The organism is Archangium gephyra, assembly GCF_042230915.1.
GTDB lineage: Bacteria > Myxococcota > Myxococcia > Myxococcales > Myxococcaceae > Archangium > Archangium gephyra_B.
The window spans coordinates 4,941,095-4,961,541 of the sequence record NZ_CP102578.1 but is presented as its reverse complement, the minus strand read 5'-3'; the positions used below and the strand labels follow the sequence as shown (position 1 = coordinate 4,961,541).

The 20,447-nt window shown below is 70.3% G+C and carries 2 protein-coding genes; both read right to left on the bottom strand.

What is annotated here, in order from left to right:
- Entirely contained in the window at positions 1-6,642 is a 6,642-nt protein-coding gene (locus tag NR798_RS19630) for an amino acid adenylation domain-containing protein (RefSeq protein ID WP_375773015.1), read from the bottom strand.
- Positions 6,639-20,216 (bottom strand): amino acid adenylation domain-containing protein, encoded by a 13,578-nt coding sequence (locus NR798_RS19625; protein ID WP_375773014.1) that lies wholly within the window; start codon positions 20,214-20,216, stop codon positions 6,639-6,641. The genes NR798_RS19630 and NR798_RS19625 overlap by 4 nt, the downstream gene beginning before the upstream one ends.
- Positions 20,217-20,447 lie beyond the last annotated feature (231 nt).

Here is a 20,447-nt window from a genome sequence, read left to right as displayed (position 1 = left end):
TCAATTCGAGCCGGGGCGTCCGCGCCGCCTGGCGAGCTGGCGCATGCCCTCGCGCCGGTTGCCGCCCGACGCCGATGACTCCTCGGTCCCCGTGGGGCCGGTGCTCCCCGCCAGTTGCGCGGCGAGCGTGCGCACCGTGGAGAACTGGAACAGCTCGACCATGGGCACCTTGCGGCCCACCAGTGCCTCCACCTTCAGGTGCACCACCTGCAGCAGCAGCGAGTTGCCTCCCAGGTCGAAGAAGTTGTCGTCCGCGCCCACCCGATCCAGCCGGAGCGCCTCGGCCCAGAGCGCCGCGAGCGACTGCTCGAGTCCGCTCGCCGGTGCGGCATAGGAGCCACCGGCTTCGTTGCGCTGCGAGTCCGGCGCGGGCAGGGCCTTGCGGTCCACCTTGCCGTTGGGCGTGAGCGGCAGTGCGTCCAGGAACACGAAGGCGGACGGCACCATGTGTTCGGGCAGCGTCTGCATCAGCCAGGTGCGCAGCTCCTCGGGCTTCAACCCGGGGCCCGTGGCACCCTCACCCCGTCCCTCTCCCGGAGGGCGAGGGGAAATGGGCACGGTGGGGACCACGTAGGCCACCAGCCACTTGCCGCTGGGGCCGTCGTCACGTGCAAGCACGGCGCTCCCGCTGATTCCCGGGTGCCTGGCCAGGACGGCTTCGATCTCCCCCAACTCGATGCGGAAGCCTCGCACCTTCACCTGCCCGTCCCGCCGCCCCAGGAACTCGAGCCTCCCGTCCGGCAGGTACTTCACCAGGTCTCCTGTCCGGTACAGCTTCGCTCCCGGCTCCGGGCTGAATGGATGGGCGACGAACTTCTCCGCCGTCGCCTCCGGCCGCTTCAGGTACCCGAGCGCCAGCCCGTCTCCGCCCGTGTACAGCTCTCCCGGGACACCCACCGGCACCGGCTGCATCCGCTCGTCCAGCACGTACACGTCCGTGTTCGACATCGGCCGGCCGATGGGCACCGACAGCGCCCCCTCCGGTACCTCCTTCACCTCCTCCCACGTCGTGACCGTCGTGTTCTCGGTGGGCCCGTACATGTTCAGCAGCTTCGGGGTTCCGCCCTGGCGCAGCACCTCGCGCAGCCGCACCGGGTCCGCCGCCTCGCCTCCGAACATCACGTACCGCATCGTCTGGAAGGCATCCGGACACTCGGCCGCCACCTGGTGGAAGAGCGACGTCGTGAAGACCATCGCGCTCATCCGCTGCTCGCGCAGGAACGCGGCCAGCGCCTTCGGAGACAGCGCCACCTCCCGGGGTACCCCCACCAGGGCCGCTCCGTTGAGCAGCGCGCTCCACAGCTCGAGGTTCGACGAGTCGAAGGACGTGTTGGCCAGCTGGGTGAAGCGATCCTCCGCCGTCACCTCGTAGAAGTCGGTGTTACGCACCAGCCGGACGATGCCGCGGTGCGGGATGCACACGCCCTTGGGCTTGCCCGTCGAGCCCGACGTGTACATGACGTACGCCAGCGACTCCGGCCCCACCGGCTCCCCGAGGTTCTCCCCGCTCTCGTGCGCGAAGGCCTCCCACGACAGCTCCTGGACGAAGGCTCTTCCCACGGGCAGCTCGTCCGCCAGCTCCGGCTGGGCCAGCACCACCGGTACCCCTGAGTCCTCCACCATGAGCGCCAGCCGCTCCGGCGGGTACGTCGGATCCAACGGGACGTAGGCCGCCCCCGCCTTCAGGATGCCGAGCATCGCCGCCATCAGCTCCAGCGAGCGGCCGGCACACAGGCCCACCAGGGTTCCCACGCCCACGCCCAGCCGCTGCAGGGCCCGAGCCACCTGGTTGGCCCGCACGTTCAGCTCCGCATACGTGAGCCGTTGGCCCTCGTACTCCACCGCCACCGCCTCGGGCTGGCGCGCAGCGTGCTCCTCGAACAGGCCGTGGACGGTCGCGTGGCGCGGGTACTCCGTGCGCGTCTGGTTCCACTCCACCAGCAGCAGCCGCCGCTCCTCCTCACTCAGCAACGGCAGCTCACCGATGCAGCGGCCGGGGTCCGCCACCACGCCTTCCAACAACGTCCGCAGGTGCCCGGCCATCCGGGCGATGGTGGAGGCGTCGAACAGGTCGGTGCTGTACTCGACGATGCCCTCCAGTCCCGTCCCGGTCTCCCTCAACGACAACGTCAGGTCGTACTTCGACACCTGGCCTGTCAGCTCCAGCGGCCGGGACTCGATCCCCGGCAACTTCAGGTCCGGCGATGGGGCGTTCTGCAGGGCGAACGACACCTGGAACAGCGGTGCACGGCTGGTGTCGCGCGGGGGATTCAGCGCCTCCACCAGCTTGTCGAACGGCACCTCCTCGTGGGCATAGGCCCCCAGCGCCACCTCTCGCACCTGCCGCAGCAGCTCCCGGAAGGACTCTTCTCCCCTCACCCTCGCCCGCATCACCAGCACGTTGACGAAGAAGCCGATCAGCCCTTCCAGCTCGGCCTGGCCGCGGCCCGCCATGGGCGAGCCCACGCTGATGTCGTCCTGTCCCGAGTAACGGTGCAGCAGCACCTGGAAGCCCGCCAGCAACGTCATGAAGAGCGTCACGCCCTCCTGCTGGCTGAGCTTGTGCAGCCCCTCGGCCAGCTCCAGCGGCAGGTGCAGGTAATGGAGCGCGCCGCGGTTGCTCTGCACCGCCGGCCTCGGGCGATCCGTTGGCAGCTCCAGGGCGGGTGCCGCGCCTTGCAACTGCTTGCACCACCAAGCGAGCTTCGACTCCAACACGTCGCCCCGCAGCCACGCCTGCTGCCACGTCGCGTAGTCCGCGTACTGGATGGGCAACACGTCCAGCACGGGCGCCCTCCCCTCCTGGAACGCCTCGTACAGGGCCTTCAGCTCCCGGGCGAGCACCCCCATCGACCACCCGTCCGACACGATGTGGTGCATCGCCAGCACCAGCACGTGCTCCGCCTCGCCCGTCCGCAACAGCGTCACTCGCAGGAGCGGCCCCGCCTTCAGGTCGAAGGGCTTCAGGACCTCCTCGTTGGCCAGCCGCCGCGCCTCTTGCTCTCGCTCTCCCTCGGGAAGCTCGCGCAGGTCCACCACCGTCAGCGGCAGCTCCACGGGAGCGGAGATGACCTGCTCCACGCCCTGCTCGCCCTGATGGAACGTCGTCCTCAGGGCCTCGTGCCGCTGCACCAGTGCATGGAAGCTCCGCTCCAGCGCGGCCACGTCGAGCCCGCCCTCCAGACGCAACACCAGGGCGAGGTTGTAGAGCGCGCTCTGCGGATGGAGGCGATCCAGGAACCACAGCCGCTGCTGCGCGAAGGACAGCGGCAGCGCGCCCTCACGAGGCACGGGCACCAGCGGAGGAGGCCGGGACTCCTGCTTGCCCTCCGTCATCGACTCGAGCCGCCGCGCCAGCTCCGCGACCGTCGGGGCCTCGAAGAGCGCGCGCACGGGCAGCTCCACCTTCAGCGCCTCGCGCAGACGAGACGTCACCTGCATCGCCAGCAGCGAGTGCCCGCCCAACTCGAAGAAGTTGTCGTGCGCGCCCACGCGCCGCAGGCCCAGCAGCGGCGCCCAGATGCCCGCCACCACCTGCTCCAGTTGGGTCCGGGGCGCTACATCTCCCTCCTGCCCGGTGCCCTCCGCCTCCGGCGCGGGCAGGGCCCGGCGGTCCACCTTTCCGCTGGGCGTCAGCGGGAAGGATTCCAGGGACATGAAGGCCGAGGGCACCATGTACTCGGGCAACCTCTGCTTCAGCCAGGTCCGCAGTTCCTCGGGCTTCAACTCGGGGGGCTCGGCACCCTCACCCCGTCCCTCTCCCGGAGGGCGAGGGGAAATGGGCGCAGTGGAGGAAATGGGCGCAGTGGGGGAAATGGGCGCAGTGGAAGCGGCCTGCACCACGTAGGCCACCAGCTTCTTGGCCCCGCTGCCCTCCTCCCTCGCCTCCACCACTACATCCTTCACCCCCGGGTGCTTCGCGAGCACGGCCTCCACCTCCGCCAGCTCGATGCGGAAGCCTCTCACCTTCACCTGCGCGTCCCGTCGCCCCAGGAACTCGATAGTCCCGTCCGCCAGGTACCTCGCGTAGTCCCCCGTCCGGTACAGCCTCCCTCCTGGCTTCGCCCTGTATGCGTCCGGGATGAATCGCTCCTGCGTCAGCTCCGGCCGGTGCAGGTAGCCCCTCGCCACCGCCGTCCCTCCGATGTACAGCTCCCCCACCACTCCCACCGGCACCGGCTCTCCCTTGCCGTCCAGCAGGTGCACGCTCGTGTTGGCGATGGGCTTGCCGATGCTCGGCACCTCTGGCCACTGCTCCGGCTCCCCCTCCAGCCGCAGCGCCGTCGCCACGTGCGTCTCCGTCGGGCCGTACTGGTTCTCCAGCACCCCTCCCAGCCTCTTCATCATCCGCCGCACCGCCGGCGTCACCCTCAGCTGCTCTCCGGCCGTGATGACTTCCTTCAGTGCGCGCGGTGCCAGCCCCGCCCTGTCCGCCTCCTCCGCCAGGTTCTGTAGCGCCACGAAGGGCAGGAACAGCCTCTGCACCCCGCTGCTGTCCATCTTCTCCAGCAGTGCCCGAGCCTCCAGCCTCAGCTCCTCGGGGATGAGCACCAGCTCTCCTCCCGCTCCCCACGTGGAGAACAACTCCTGGAAGCTCACGTCGAAGCTCAGCGCCGAGAACTGCAGTGTCTTGGGCCTCTCCGCCGAGCGCTCCACCTGCCAGCGGATGAGGTTGAGCAGCGGCCGGTGGTGCATCGCCACTCCCTTGGGCTCTCCCGTCGAGCCCGAGGTGTAGATGACGTACGCCAGTGCCTCGGGGCCGGACACCCGCTCCGGGTTGCCCTCCGCGCACCCGGCCCAGGCCTCCTCCTCCACGTCCAGCAACAGTCGCTTCGCCTCACCTGCGGGCAGCGCGTCCACCAGGTGCCGCTGCGTGAGCAACACCGGCGCCCGCGCGGCCCCGAGCATCAACGCCAGACGCTCGGCTGGGTAGGCCGGGTCCAGCGGCACGTAGGCTCCTCCGGCCTTGAGAATGCCCAGCACGCCCACCGCCAGCTCCAACGAGCGCCGGACGCACAGGCCCACCGGCACGTCCGGCCCCACTCCCAACCCTCTCAGGTGGTGCGCCAGCCGGTTGGCCCTCCGGTTCAACTCTCCGTACGTCAGCGTCTGCTCTCCGAAGCTGACAGCCACCGCCTGCGGCGTCCTGTCTGCCCACGCCTCGAACAGCTCCTGCACCCCGCTGGCCGGCGCATGCAGTGCCGCCGTGTCGTTGAACTCCACCAGCACCCGCCGCCGCTCCGCCTCGTCCATCAACGGCAGCGACGACACCCGCTGCTTCGGCTGGGCGACAGCCGCTTGCAGCAGCCGCGCGTAGTGCACCGCCATGCGCGCCACCGTCGCCTCGTCGTACAGGTCCGTGTTGTATTCCCACATGCTCACCAGCCCGTCCGCGGTCTCCCTCACGAACAGGGTCAGGTCGAACCTCGCGACGCCCGGCTCGAAGGGGAACTCCTCCACCACCCCGCCGGGCAGCGACAGCCCAGACAAGGGAGCGGCCTCCTGATGGAGGAACATGACCTGGAAGAGAGGCGTGCGGCTCAGGTCACGCACCGGCTGGAGCGCATCCACCAACTGCTCGAAAGGCACGTCCTGGTGGGAGTAGGCGCCCAGACACGACTCACGCACCCGGCCCACCAAGTCCCGGAAGCTCACGTCTCCCGAGGCATCCACCCGCAACGCCAGGGTGTTGGCGAAGAAGCCGATGAGCCCCTCCACCTCGCGCCGGTTGCGCCCGGAGATGGGCGTCCCCACCACGAGGTCCGTCTGCCCGCTGTAGCGCGCCAGCAGGGCGTACCAGGCCGCCAGGAAGGTCATGAAGGGCGTGACACCCTCCCCACGGCTCAGCTTCCGCACCGCTCCAGAGACGCCCGGGGGAAGCGCCAACTTCAAGAGGGCGCCACGAGAGGACTGCACGGGAGGCCTCGGCCAATCCGTGGGCAGTTCCAGCGCCGGTGGAGCCCCGGCCAGCGCCTGCTTCCACCACGCGAGCTGCTCCTCCAGCACCTCCCCCTTCAGCCACTCCCGCTGCCACGCCGCGTAGTCCGCGTACTGCACCGGCAGGGCCACCAAGGCGTGCGCTCCGCCTCCGGAGAACGCCGCGTACAGCACGGACAGCTCACGCTCCAGCACTCCCAGCGACCAGAGATCGCAGATGGCATGGTGCATCACGAGCAGCAGCACGTGCTCGTCCACTCCCAGGCGCAGCAGCTCCACCCGGAGCAGCGGACCCCGCTCCAGGTCGAACGGGCGCCGCGCCTCCTCCTCCACCCGCCGCCGGACCGCCGCCTCGCGCTCCGCCTGGGGTACGCCCTCCAGGCTCTCCACCCGCAGCGCCAGCCCCAGCTCCGGAGCAATCCGCTGCACCGGCCGTCCCTCCTCCTGAGGGAACGTCGTCCGCAGCGCCTCATGCCGCTGGACGAGCGCCGACAGGCTCCGCTCGAGCGCGGCCACCTCGAGTGGACCCTTCAGCTTCGCGGCGAGTGGAACGTTGTACGTGAAGCCACCGGGCTCGAGCTGGTCGATGAACCACAGCCGCTGCTGCGCGAAGGACAGCGGCACCCGCCCCGCCCGGGAAGCCACCGCCACGGGAGGTGGCCTGCGGACCTGCTTCGTTCCTGCCTTCGAGTCGTGCGTGCTCATGAGTGCGTCCGAGTCCTCGAGGTGTTGGACGTGTTGGAGCGGGCGGCCTCGGCCGACATTGCCCTCTCCAGGCACGCCCGGAGCCGCGCCGCCAGGCCGTCCACATGCGGCGGGAGCAGCATGCTGTCGTGATCTCCCGGGACGACCTCGACCCGCACCGCCGAGCACCGGTCCGTCCAGGCCCGCTCCAAGTGCTCGAGCCTCCCTGGCTGGAGCTCGGCGGCCCGGAAGAACTGCAGCGCTCCCCCCTCCCAGCGCGGGGCCGTGTACCGGTGCAGGGCCTCCACATGGTTCCTCCACACCCGGAGGAAGCGGAGGCCCCGCTCGACGTCCGGGAAGGCGGGCTCGATGCCCCTCCGGGCCGCCTCGTCGAGCACCACCTGGAGTTGTGCCTCGGCCGGCAGTCCGCGCAGCGCCGCGGCCGGGAGGTCCACCCAGGAGGCCACCATGCCCGCCAGGAGCGCGGCGTCGTCCTCAGGCGGTGGAGGGAAGCGCCGCGGGTCGGGCGAGTCGAGCAGCGCGCACAGCTTCACCTCATGCCCCTCGGCGGACAGGCGGCGGCCCATCTCGTACGCGATCACCCCTCCGAAGGACGCACCGACGAGCAGGTACGGCCCCACCGGCTGCACGGCACGCAGCAGCTCGATGTAGTGCGCGGCCATCTCCTCGATGGTGGTGAGTTCCGGCCCTCCCGCCTCCAACCCCGGCGAGTCGAACCCGTAGGCGGGCCGGTGCGGATCGATGCGCCGCGCCAGCTCCCGGTAGAAGCTCGTCCGTCCCCCCATCGCGTGCGGGAAGAAGAGTGCCGGCCCGGTCGAGCCCTCCTGAAGCCGCACGAGGCAGCCCGTACGCTCCGGCGCGGCCGTCTCGGCGAGCCGCGCGGCGAGCGTGCGCACCGTGGAGAACTGGAACAGCTCCACCATGGGCACCGAGCGGCCCACCAGGGCCTCCAGCTTCACGTGCACCGACTGCAGCAGCAGCGAGTTGCCTCCCAGATCGAAGAAGTTGTCATTCGCGCCCACCCGCTCCAGCCGGAGCACCTCGCACCAGATGGCCGCGAGCGACTGCTCGAGCCCGCTGTCGGGGGCGGCATAGGAGCCACCGGCCCCCGCCCTCTGTGAGTCCGGCGCGGGCAGCGCCTGCCGGTCCACCTTGCCGTTGGGCGTGAGGGGCAGGGCTTCCAGGAGCACGAAGGCGGAAGGCACCATGTGCTCGGGCAGCGTCTGCTTCAGCCAGGTGCGCAGCTCCTCGGGATTCAACTCGGGGGAAGTGGGGACCACATAGGCCACCAGCCACCTGCCACTGGGGCCGTCCTCCCTTGCCACGACGAGGCTCGCTCCCACGCCCGGGTGCCTCGCCAGGGCCGCCTCCACCTCTCCCAGTTCGATGCGGAAGCCCCGCACCTTCACCTGTGCGTCCCGCCGGCCCAGGAACTCGAGCGTCCCGTCCGGCAGGTACTTCACCAGGTCTCCCGTCCGGTACAGCTTCGCTCCCGGCTGCGTGCTGAACGGGTGCGCGACGAACTTCTCCGCCGTCAGCTCCGGCCGGTTCAGGTAGCCGAGTGCCAGCCCGTCTCCGCCCGTGTACAGCTCCCCCGGGACGCCCACCGGCACCGGCTGCATCCGCTCGTCCAGCACGTACACGTCCGTGTTCGCCACCGGCCTGCCGATGGGCACCGACACCGCTCCCTCCGGAACCGACTTCACCTCGTGCCACGTCGTGTTCGTGGTGTTCTCGGTGGGCCCGTACAGGTTCAGCAGCCTGGCGCTGCCGCCTTGCGCCAGCACCTCGCGCAGCCTCATGGGATCCGCCGCCTCACCTCCGAACATCACGTACCGCACCGTCTGGAACGCGTCCGGGCACTCGGCCGCCACCTGGTTGAAGAGTGGCGTCGTGAGGACGGCCGCGCTCACCCGCTGCTCGCGCAGGAACGCGGCCAGCGCCTTCGGAGACAGCGCTACTTCCCGGGGCACCCCCACCAACCTCGCTCCGTTGAGCAACGCGCCCCACAGCTCGAGGTTCGACGAGTCGAAGGAGGTGTTGGCCAGCTGGGTGAAGCGATCCTCCGCCGTCACCTGGAGGACGCCGGTGTCGCGCACCAGTCGGACGATGCCGCGGTGCTGGATGCACACGCCCTTGGGCCGGCCCGTCGAGCCCGACGTGTACATGACGTACGCCAGCGACTCCGGCCCCACCCTCTCCCCGAGGTTCTCCCCGCTCTCGTGCGCGAAGGCCTCCCACGACAGCTCCTGGACGAAGGCGCTCCCCGCGGGCAGCTCGTCCGCCAGCTCCGGCTGCGCCAGCACCACTGGCACCGCCGTATCCTCCAGCATGAATGCCAGCCGCTCTGGCGGGTACGACGCATCCAACGGCACGTACGCTCCGCCCGCCTTCAGGATGCCGAGCATCGCCGCCACCAACTCCAGCGAGCGCCCCGCGCACAGTCCCACCAGCGTCCCCTCCCCCACGCCCAGCTGCCTCAGGTGTCTGGCCAGCTGATTGGCCCTGCGGTTCAGCTCCTCGTACGTGAGCTGTTGCCCCTCGTACTCCACCGCCACCGCCTCGGGCTGGCGCGCCGCGTACTCCTCGAACAGGCCGTGGACGGTCGCGTTGCGCGGGTACTCCGTGCGCGTCTGGTTCCACTCCACCAGCAGCCGCTGCCGCTCCTGATCGTCCAACAACGGCAGCTCACCGATGCGGCGTCCGGGGTCCGCCACCACTCCTTCCAACAGCGTCCGCAGATGCCTGAGCATCCGAGTGATGGTGGAGGCCTCGAACAGGTCGGTGCTGTACTCGACGACACCCTCCAGACCCGTCCCGGTCTCCCTCAACGACAACGTGAGGTCGTACTTCGACACCTGGCCCGCCAGCGCGAGCGGCCGGGACTCGATCCCCGGCAGCTTCAGGTCCGGCGAGGGGGCGTTCTGCAGGGAGAACGACACCTGGAACAGCGGCGCACGGCTGGTGTCGCGCGCGGGATTCAGCGCCTCCACCAGCTTCTCGAAGGGCACCTCCTCGTGGGCATAGGCCCCCAGCGCCACCTCCCGCACCTGCCGCAGCAGTTGCCGGAAGGACTCCTCTCCCCTCACCCTCGCCCGCATCACCAGCACGTTGACGAAGAAGCCGATCAGCCCTTCCAGCTGGGCATGGCCGCGGCCCGCCATCGGCGAGCCCACGCTGATGTCGCCCTGTCCCGAATAGCGGTGCAGCAGCGCCTGGAAGCCCGCCAGCAACGTCATGAAGAGCGTCACGCCCTCCTTCTGGCCGAGCTTCCGCAGCCCCTCCGCCAGCGGCAGGGGCAGATGCACGTATTGGAGCGCGCCGCGGTAGCTCTGCACCGCCGGCCTCGGGCGATCCGTCGGCAACTCCAGGGCGGGTGACGCGCCTTCCAACTGCTTGCACCACCACGCGAGCTTCGACTCCAGCACGTCGCCCCGCAGCCACGTCTGCTGCCACGTCGCGTAGTCCGCGTACTGGATGGGCAGCGCGTCCAGCCAGGGCTCCCTCTCCTCCAGGAAGGCCTCGTACAGGGCCTTCAGTTCCTGGGCGAGGACCCCCATCGACCACCCGTCCGATACGATGTGGTGCATCGCCAGCACCAGCACGTGCTCCGCCTCGCCCGTCCGCAACAGCGTCACCCGCAGGAGCGGTCCCAGCTTCAGGGCGAAGGGCCTCAGGACCTCCTCGTTCGCCAGCCGCCTCGCCTCTTGCTCTCGCTCTCCCTCGGGAAGCTCGCGCAGGTCCACCACCGTCAGTGGCAGCGCCACCGGAGCGGAGATGACCTGGACCACGCCTTGTTCTCCCTGGTGGAACGTCGTCCTCAGGGCCTCGTGCCGCTGCACCAGCGCCTGGAAGCTCCGCTCCAGCGCGGCCACGTCGAGCACGCCCTCCAGACGCAACACCAGGGCGAGGTTGTAGAGCGCGCTCTGCGGATTGAACCGATCCAGGAACCACAAGCGCAGCTGCGCGAAGGACAGCGGCAGCGCGCCCTCCCGTGGCACGGGCACCAGCGGAGGAGGCCGGAACTCCTGCCGGCTCTCCGTCATCGACTCGAGCCGCCGCGCCAGCTCCGCCACCGTCGGGGCCTCGAAGAGCGCCCGCACGGGCAGCTCCACCTTCAGCGCCTCGCGCAGGCGTGACGTCACCTGCATCGCCAGCAGCGAGTGCCCGCCCAACTCGAAGAAGTTGTCGTGCGCGCCCACTCGCCGCAGGCCCAGCAGCGGCGCCCAGATGCCCGCCACCCTCTGCTCCAGCGGCGTCTGAGGTGCCACGTACTCTTCCTGCCCGGTGCCCTCCGCATCCGGCGCGGGCAGGGCCCGGCGGTCCACCTTTCCGCTGGGCGTCAGCGGGAAGGACTCCAGGCACATGAAGGCCGAGGGCACCATGTACTCGGGCAACCTCTGCTTCAGCCAGGTCCGCAGTTCCTCGGGCTTCAACTCGGGGGGCTCGGCACCCTCACCCCGTCCCTCTCCCGGCGGGCGAGGGGAAATGGGCGCAGTGGGGGAAATGGGCGCAGTGGGGGAAATGGGCGCAGTGGAAGAAGTCTGCACCACGTAGGCCACCAGCTTCTTGGCCCCGCTGTCCGCCTCCCTCGCCTCCACCACTACATCCTTCACCCCCGGGTGCTTCGCGAGCGCCGCCTCTACTTCCGCCAACTCGATGCGGAAGCCTCTCACCTTCACCTGGGCGTCCCTGCGTCCAAGGAACTCGATAGTCCCGTCCGCCAGGTACCTCGCGTAGTCCCCCGTCCGGTACAGCCTCCCTCCTGGCTTCGCCCGGTACCCGTCTGGGATGAAGCGCTCCTGCGTCAGCTCCGGCCGGTGCAGGTAGCCCCTCGCCACCGCCGCCCCTCCGATGTACAGCTCCCCCACCACTCCCACCGGTACCGGCTCTCCCTTGCCGTCCAGCAGGTGCACGCTCGTGTTGGCGATGGGCTTGCCAATGCTCGGCACCTGCGGCCACTGCTCCGGCTCTCCCTCCAGCCGCAGCGCCGTCGCCACGTGCGTCTCCGTCGGGCCGTACTGGTTCTCCAGCACCCCTCCCAGCCTCTTCATCATCCGCCGCACCGCCGGCGTCACCCTCAGCTGCTCTCCCGCCGTGATGACTTCCTTCAGTGCGCGCGGTGCCAGCCCCGCCCTGTCCGCCTCCTCCGCCAGGTTCTGCAGCGCCACGAAGGGCAGGAACAGCCTCTGCACCCCGCTGCTGTCCATCTTCTCCAGCAGTGCCCGAGCCTCCAGCCTCAGTTCCTCGGGGATGAGCACCAGCTCTCCTCCCGCTCCCCACGTGGAGAACAACTCCTGGAAGCTCACGTCGAAGCTCAGCGCCGAGAACTGCAACGTCTTGGGCCTCTCCGCCGAGCGCTCCACCTGCCAGCGGATGAGGTTGAGCAGCGGCCGGTGGTGCATCGCCACTCCCTTGGGCACCCCCGTCGAGCCCGAGGTGTAGATGACGTACGCCAGTGCCTCGGGGCCGGACACCCGCTCCGGGTTGCCCTCCGCACACCCGGCCCAGGCCTCCTCGTCCGCGTCCAGCAACAGCCGCTTCGACTCACCGGCGGGCAGCGCGTCCACCAGGTGCCGCTGCGTGAGCAACACCGGTGCCCGCGAGGCCCCGAGCATCAACGCCAGACGCTCGGCCGGGTAGGCCGGGTCCAGCGGCACGTAGGCTCCTCCGGCCTTGAGAATGCCTAGCACGCCTACCGCCAGCTCCAACGAGCGCCTGACGCACAGGCCCACCGGCACGTCCGGCCCCACTCCCAACCCTCTCAGGTGGTGCGCCAGCCGGTTGGCCTTCCTGTTCAACTCTCCGTACGTCAGCGTCTGCTCTCCGAAGCTGACGGCCACCGCATCCGGCGTCCTGTCCGCCCATGCCTCGAACAGCTCCTGCACCCCATGGGCTGGGGCATGTAGCGCCGCGGTGCCGTTGAACTCCACCAGCACTCTCCGCCGCTCCGCCTCGTCCATCAATGGCAGCGACGACACCCGCTGCTCCGGCTGGGTGACGGCCCCCTGCAGCAGCCGCGCGTAGTGCGCCGCCATCCGCGCCACCGTCGCCTCGTCGTACAGGTCCGTGTTGTATTCCCACATGCTCACCAGCCCGTCCGCGGTCTCCCTCACGAACAGGGTCAGGTCGAACTTCGCCATCCCCGGCTGGAAGGCGAACTCGTCCGCGGACACCCCAGGGAGCGCCACCGCCGTCAGCTCGGTCTGGTAGACGAACATCACCTGGAAGAGCGGCGACCGGCTCAGGTCACGCGCGGGCTGGAGCGCATCCACCAGTTGCTCGAAAGGCACGTCCTGGTGGGCATAGGCGCCCAGACACGCCTCCCGTACCCGGCCCAGCAACTCCCGGAAGCTCACGTCTCCCGAGGCATCCAACCGCAGCGCCAACGTGTTGAGGAAGAAGCCGATGAGCCCCTCCACCTCGCGCCGGTTGCGTCCGGAGATGGGCGTCCCCACCACGAGGTCCTGCTGTCCGCTGTAGCGCGCCAGCAGGGCCTGGAAGCCCGTCAGGTACGCCATGAACAGCGTGACGCCCGCCTCGTTGCTCAGTTCCTTCACCGCATCGCCCAGCCCCTTGGGCAGTGGCACCGTCAGGTGCGCCCCGCGGAAGGTCTGCACGGGAGGCCTCGGCCTGTCGGCCGGCAACTCCAGCACCGGCGGCGCTCCGGCGAGCTGCTGCTTCCACCACGCCAGCTGCTCCTCCAGCATCTCGCTCCGCAGCCACTCGCGCTGCCACGCCGCGTAATCCGCGTACTGCACCGGCAGTGCTGGCAGCGAAGGCTCCGTCCCCGAGGAGAACGCCGGGTACAGCGTCTCCAGCTCGCGCAGCAGCACACCCAGGGACCAGAGGTCGCAGACGATGTGGTGCATCACCAGCACCAGCACGTGCTCATCCGCCGCCACGCGCAGCAGCGACACTCGCACCAACGGACCCGTCCCCAGGTCGAACGGGCGGCGAGCCTCCTCTTCCACCCGCCGCGTGAGCGCACCGGCCCCCTGCCCCTCCATGTCCTCCACCGCCAGCGTCAGCGCCAGCTCCGGCGCAATCCGCTGGACCGGCCGTCCATCCACCAGGAGGAACGCCGTCCGCAGCACCTCGTGCCGCCGGATGAGCTCCCCCAGGCTCCGCTCCAGCGCGGCCACCTCGAGCCGTCCCCTCAGCCGCACGGCATAGGGAACGTTGTACGTGAAGCCACCGGGCTCGAGCTGCTCGATGAACCACAGCCGCTGCTGCGCGAAGGACAACGGCAGCTCACCCTCTCGCGCAACCGGTGCCAGCGGAAGTACCCGGGCCTCCTGCGTGCTTCCCGGCAGCGACTCGAGCCGCGCCGCCAGCGCCTCCACCGTGGAGGACTCGAAGAGCATCAGGACCGGGAACTCCCGCTGGAGTGCCTCACGCAGCCGCGTGGCCACCTGGGCCGCCAGCAGCGAGTGCCCGCCCAGCTCGAAGAAGTCGTCCCGAGCCCCCACGCGCGGCTGCTTCAGCAGCGGCGCCCAGATGTCCGCCACCAGCTGCTCCATCCGAGTCCGGGGCGCCACGTACTCCTCGCGCTCCGTCCCCTCCGCCTCCGGCGCGGGCAGGGCCCCGCGATCCAGCTTCCCGTTCGGCGTCAGCGGCAACCGCTCCAGCCGCACGAAGGCCGAGGGCACCATGTACTCGGGCAGCGTCTGCTTCAGCCAGGTCCGCAGCTCCTCGGGCAGCGTGGGAGTGGGGGAAGTGGGCACCACATAGGCCACCAGGTGCTTGCCGCTGGGGCCATCGTCCCTGGCCACCACCACCACCTCGCCTACCCCCGGGTGCTTCGCGAGCACCGCCTCCACCTCGCCCAGCTCGATGCGGAAGCCTCGCACCTTCACCTGCTCGTCCCGCCGGCCCAGGTACTCGAGCCTCCCATCCGGCAGGTACCGCACCAGGTCTCCCGTCTTGTACAACCGGGCCCTCGGGTCCGCGCTGAAGGGGTGGGGTACGAACTTCTCGGCCGTCAGCTCCGGCCGGTTCAGGTACCCCAACGCCAGCCCATCTCCTCCCGCGTACAGCTCGCCCACCACGCCCACCGGCACCGGCTGCATCCGCTCGTCCAGCACGTACACGTCCGTGTTGGAGATCGGCCTTCCAATCGGCACCGAGTGACCCACCTGCCCGGACTCCGTCATGACGTAGCAGCAGGTGAAGGTGGTCACCTCCGTCGGTCCGTATCCGTTCACCAGCGCCCCGGTTCTCCCCGTCTCCAGCACCGCCCTGACCCACCGGGGCTCCGCCGCCTCACCGCCGAACAACACCTGCGGCACCGTGAGGAAGGCATCCGGGCACTCGGCCGCCACCTGGTTGAAGAGCGACGTCGTCAGGAACATCGCGCTCACCCGCTGCTCGCGCAGGAACGCGGCCAGGGCCTTCGGTGCCAGCGCCACCTCCTTGGGCACTCCGACCAGGCAACCACCGTTCAGCAGCGCCCCCCACAGCTCCAGGGTGGACGCATCGAACGAGGTGTTGGAAAGCTGCGCGACGCGGTCCTCTTCCGTGAAGCGGACGTAGTTGGTGTCGCGCACCAGCCGGACGATGCCGCGGTGCGGGATGCACACGCCCTTGGGCTTGCCCGTCGAGCCCGACGTGTACATGACGTACACCAGGGCCTCCGGCCCCACCCTCTCCCCGAGGTTCTCCCCGCTCTCGTGCGCGAAGGCCTCCCACGACAGCTCCTGGACGAAGGCGCTCCCCGCGGGCAGCTCGTCCGCCAGCTCCGGCTGCGCCAGCACCACCGGCACCGCCGTATCCTCCAGCATGAACGCCAGCCGCTCTGGCGGGTACGACGCATCCAACGGCACGTACGCTCCGCCCGCCTTCAGGATGCCGAGCATCGCCGCCACCAACTCCAGCGAGCGCCCCGCGCACAGTCCCACCAGCGTCCCCTCCCCCACGCCCAGCTGCCTCAGGTGTCTGGCCAGCTGATTGGCCCTGCGGTTCAGCTCCTCGTACGTGAGCTGTTGCCCCTCGTACTCCACCGCCACCGCCTCGGGCCGGCGTGCCACCTGCTCCTCGAACAGGCCGTGCACACTCGCCTGGCGCGGGTACTCCGTGCGTGTCTGGTTCCACTCCACCAACAGCCGCTGCCGCTCCTCCTCCTCCATCAGCGGCAGCTCCGCCAGCTTCCGCTCCGGGTGCGCCAGGGCGCCCTCCAGCAGCCGCGCGTAGTGCCCCGACATCCGCTCCACCGTCGCCCTGTCGAACAGGTCGGTGTTGTATTCCCAGAAGCTCTCCCACCCCTCCGTGCTCTCGCGCACGAACAGGCTCAGGTCGAACTTCGCCATCCCCGCATCGATGCCCAGGAACGCCAGGGACAGCCCTGGCAGCTCCTGCGTGGGCGGGGACTCCTGGTGGGAGAAGACCACCTGGAACAGCGGAGCCCTGCTCAGGTCCCGCCCTGGCTGCAGCCCATCCACCAGCTTCTCGAAGGGCACGTCCTGATGGGCATAGGCCCCCAGGCACATCTCGCGCACCTGTCCCAGCAGCTCCCGGAAGCTCGCCTCCGCCGGGGCCCGCGCCCTCAGCGCCAGCATGTTGACGAAGAAGCCGATCAGCCCCTCCACCTCGCGCCGGTTGCGCCCGGCGATGGGCGAGCCCACCACGAGGTCCGTCTGCCCGCTGTAGCGCGCCAGCAACGCCTGGAACGCGGCCAGCAGCGTCATGAACGGGGTGACGCCCTCCGCGACGCTCAGCTCACGGACAGCACTCGAGAGCGCCGGAGGCAGCCGCACGGGCAGCAGGGCTCCTCGGAACGTCTGCACCGGCGGCCTCGGACGGTCCGCTGGCAACTCCAGCACCGGTGGCGCTCCCGCGAGCCGCTGCTTCCACCAGGCGAGCTGCTCCTCCAGCACCGCCCCCTCCAGCCACTCCCGCTGCCACTTCGCATAATCCGCGTACTGCACCGGCAGGGCCGGCAGCGTGGGCTCTTCCCCCGTGGAGAACGCCTGGTAGAGCGCGCTCAGCTCCCGCACCAGCACACCCATGGACCAGCCGTCCACGACGATGTGGTGGATCACGAGCAGCAGGACGTGCTCGTCCGCCGCCACGCGCAGCAGCCGCGCCCGCACCAGCGGGCCCGTCCCCAGGTCGAAGGGGCGCTGGGCTTCCTCCTGGGCGCGCCGCGCGAACACACCGGCCGGCTGCCCCTCCAGGCTCTCCACCGGCAGCGCGAGCGCCAGTTCCGGGGCAATCCGCTGGACCGGCTGCCCCTCCACCTCCACGAACGTCGTCCGCAGCGCCTCGTGCCTGCGCACCACCTCCCCCAGGCTCCGCTCCAGCACGGCCACGTCCAAGCGCCCCTTCAACTGGAGGAAGAAGGGCACGTTGTACGAGTGCCCCCCGGGCGAGAACTGCTCCAGGAACCACAGCCGCTGCTGCGCGAAGGACAGCGGCAGCTCCCCAGTCCTCGGCACGGGCACCAGCGGCGGCTGGCGCGCCCCGGTGCTTCCCAGCAACGACTCGATCCGCGACGCCAGCTCCGCCACCGTCGGCGCCTCGAAGAGCGTGCGCACCGGCAGCTCCACCCCGAGCACCTCACGTACTCGCGAGGCCACCTGCGCCACCATCAGCGACTGGCCTCCCAGCTCGAAGAAGTTGTCGCGCGCCCCCACCTGCTCCTGCTCCAGCTCCAGCAGTGGCGCCCAGATTCCCGCCACCACCTCCTCCATCGCCGTCCTCGGCGCTCCCGCGGCCTCTCTCGCCCCCACCGTGGGCGCCGGCAGCGCCCTGCGGTCCACCTTCCCGTTGGGCGTGAGCGGCAGCTTCTCCAGCGGCACGAAGGCCGAGGGCACCATGTGCTCGGGCAGCCGCCCCTCCAGGTACTGACGCAGTTCCGCGGCAGCGGGCTCCCGCGTCCGGGGCACGTAGTACGCCACCAGCCGCTTTCCTCCGGGCCCGTCCTCCCTCGCCGCCACCACGCAGTCCTTCACCGCCGGGTGCCCGGCCAGCGCCGCCTCCACCTCTCCCAGCTCGATGCGGAAGCCCCGCACCTTCACCTGCTCATCGGCGCGGCCCACGTACTCCAGCTCACCTCCCGGCAACCACCGGACCACGTCCCCCGTCCGGTACAGCCGGGCACCCGGCTCCTCGCTGAACGGGTGGGGAATGAACCGCTCCGCCGTCAGCTCCGGACGGGCCAGGTAGCCGCGTGCGAGACCACGGCCGCCCACGTACAACTCTCCCGCCACCCCCTCAGGTACCGGCCGCAGCCACGTGTCCAGCACGTAGGCCCGCACGTTGGGCAGGGGGCGCCCGATCGTCGGCCGCTCCGCCCTCACGTCCTCGTCGATGGTGGCGCAGACCGTCACCTCCGTCGGGCCGTACTCGTTGAGGAAGCGCCGTCCCGGCTTCCACTTCCTCACCAGCTCCGGCGTGCAGGCCTCGCCCCCGGAGATGATCGTCTCGAGCGCCGGGTACCCGCCATCCTCCTGCTGCGCCAGCACCGAGGGTGTCAGCGCCACCAGCGTCACCCGCTGCTTCTTCAGCAGCGCATCCAGCGGTGCGCCAGGGAGGATGGAGTCACGAGGCGCCAGCACCAGGCATCCACCCACCATCAGCGTGGAGAAGATGTCGCTCACCGAGCTGTCGAAGCTGAACGCCGTGAATTGCAGCACGCGGCTGTCCGGGCGCACCCCGCGCGTGTCCACCGCGGCCAGCGCCGTGTTGCACAAGCCCCGGTGCGTCAGCAGTGTTCCCTTGGGCCTCCCCGTGCTGCCCGAGGTGAAGATGACGTAGGCCAGGTTCTCGCTCACCGCGCTCGGGGGCGGGTCGTGCATGGGTTGCCGGGCGAGCGCCTCCGCGTCCGCGTCCAGGCGTACCCTCCCCACTCCTTGCGAGGGCAGCTCCTCCGCCAGCTCTCCGGTGGTCACGAGCACCGGTATCCCGGCCTCTTGCACCATGAGCTCGAGGCGCTCCTGGGGGTAGGCGGGATCCAGGGGCACGTAGGCGCCGCCGGCCTTGAGCACGCCGAGGATTGCCACCACCATCTCCAGCGAGCGCTCCAGGCACAAGCCCACCGGCACTTCCGGCCCCACCCCCCACCTTCTCAAGTAGTGCGCGAGTTGGTTGGCCCGCTGGTTGAGCTCCCGGTACGTGAGCTGGCTGTCCTCGAAGGCCACGGCCACGGCGTCCGGCGTGCGCTCCGCCTGGGCCTCGATTAGGTGGTGGGCGCACGTGTCCCGGGGGTAGTCCGCACGGCGGCTGTTCCACTCCACCAGCACCCGGTGCCGTTCCGCCTCGGACAGCAGCGGCAGCTCCGCCAGCCTTCGCTCCGGATGCGCCACGGCGGCCTCCAGCAGCCGGGCGTAGTGCGCCGCCATCCGTGCCACCGTCATCTCGTCGAAGAGATCGGTGTTGTATTCCCAGACGCCCACCCACCCGTCCGCGTGCTCGCGCACGTAGAGCGTGAGGTCGAACCTCGCCACCCCGGGCGCGAAGGCGAGCTCCTCCACGGCGATCCCAGGCAACCGCAGCTCGGCGAAAGGCGCGGCGCCCTGGAGGATGAACGAGACCTGGAACAGCGGCGTGCGGCGCATGTCCCGCGCCGGTTGCAGGGCCTCCACGAGCTGATCGAAGGGCACCTCCGGGTGGGCGTAGGCGCCCAGGCACGCCTGGCGAACCCGGCCCAACAGCTCCCGAAAGCTCCCCTCCGCCGGTGCGTCCACTCGCAACGCCAGGCTGTTGGCGAAGAAGCCAACGCTCCCCTCCACCTCGCGCCGGTTGCGCCCGGAGATGGGAGTCCCCACCACGATGTCGTTCTGCCCGCTGTAGCGGGACAGCAAGGAATGGAAGGCCGCCAGGAAGGTCATGAAGGGCGTGACCCCCTCCCCGCGGCTCAGCGCCCGCACCGCTCCGGACAGCTCCGGGGGCAGCCCCACGCTCAGGAGGGCTCCTCGGAAGGACTGCACGGGCGACCTCGGCTTGTCCGTTGGCAACTCCAGCACGGGCGGCGCTCCGGCCAGATGCCGCTTCCACCAGGCGAGCTGCTCCTCCAGCACCGCCCCCTTCAGCCACTCCCGCTGCCACGCCGCGTAGTCCGCGTACTGCACCGGCAGGGGCGGCAGCGAGGGCTGCTGGCCTCGGGAGAATGCCGTGTAGAGCACGCTCAACTCCCGCTCCAGCAGCCCCATCGTCCAGCCATCGCAGACGATGTGATGCAGCGTGAGCAGCAGCACGTGCTCTTCCGCCGACAGGCGCAGCAGCCGCGCCCGCATCAGCGGACCCTTCTCCAGGTCGAACGAGCGCCGGGCCTCCTCCTCCGCGAGCCGCCGGGCCGCCGCCTCACGCTCCGCCGGAGGGATGCCCTCCAGGCGCTCCACCGGCAGCGTCAGCCCCGGCTCCGGAGCAATCCGCTGTACCGGCCGTCCCTCCTCCAGCGGGAACGCCGTCCGCAACGCCTCGTGCCGTTGGACGAGCGCCGACAAGCTCCGCTCGAGCGCGGCCACCTCGAGCGGACCCTTCAGCCGCGCGAACCAGGGCACGTTGTACGCGAAGCCCCCGGGCGCGAGCTGCTCGATGAACCACAGCCGCTGCTGCGCGAAGGACAACGGCATCGCCTCGTTCCGGGGCACCGGTACCAGGGGAGGAGGCCTGCGTCCCGGCCGCTGTCCAATTCTCTCGGAGGGGGGCTGCACATCACGCGCGTTCATATCGGCTGGGGGGTCCTGAATCGGATGCAGGGGGGCAGGAGGAACATCCACGCCCCGGGGGGAAGGGCGCGCATGGCAAGACCAGGCCCGCCGCCCGGAGGCAGCGGGAGGAGCTCGGAACAAAGGCTGAAGACA

Coding starts and splice junctions, on each gene's coding strand:
- NR798_RS19630 (WP_375773015.1), bottom strand. CDS start 6,642: ATGAGCACGCACGACTCGAAGGCAGGAACGAAGCAGGTCCGCAGGCCA.
- NR798_RS19625 (WP_375773014.1), bottom strand. CDS start 20,216: ATGCCGTTGTCCTTCGCGCAGCAGCGGCTGTGGTTCATCGAGCAGCTC.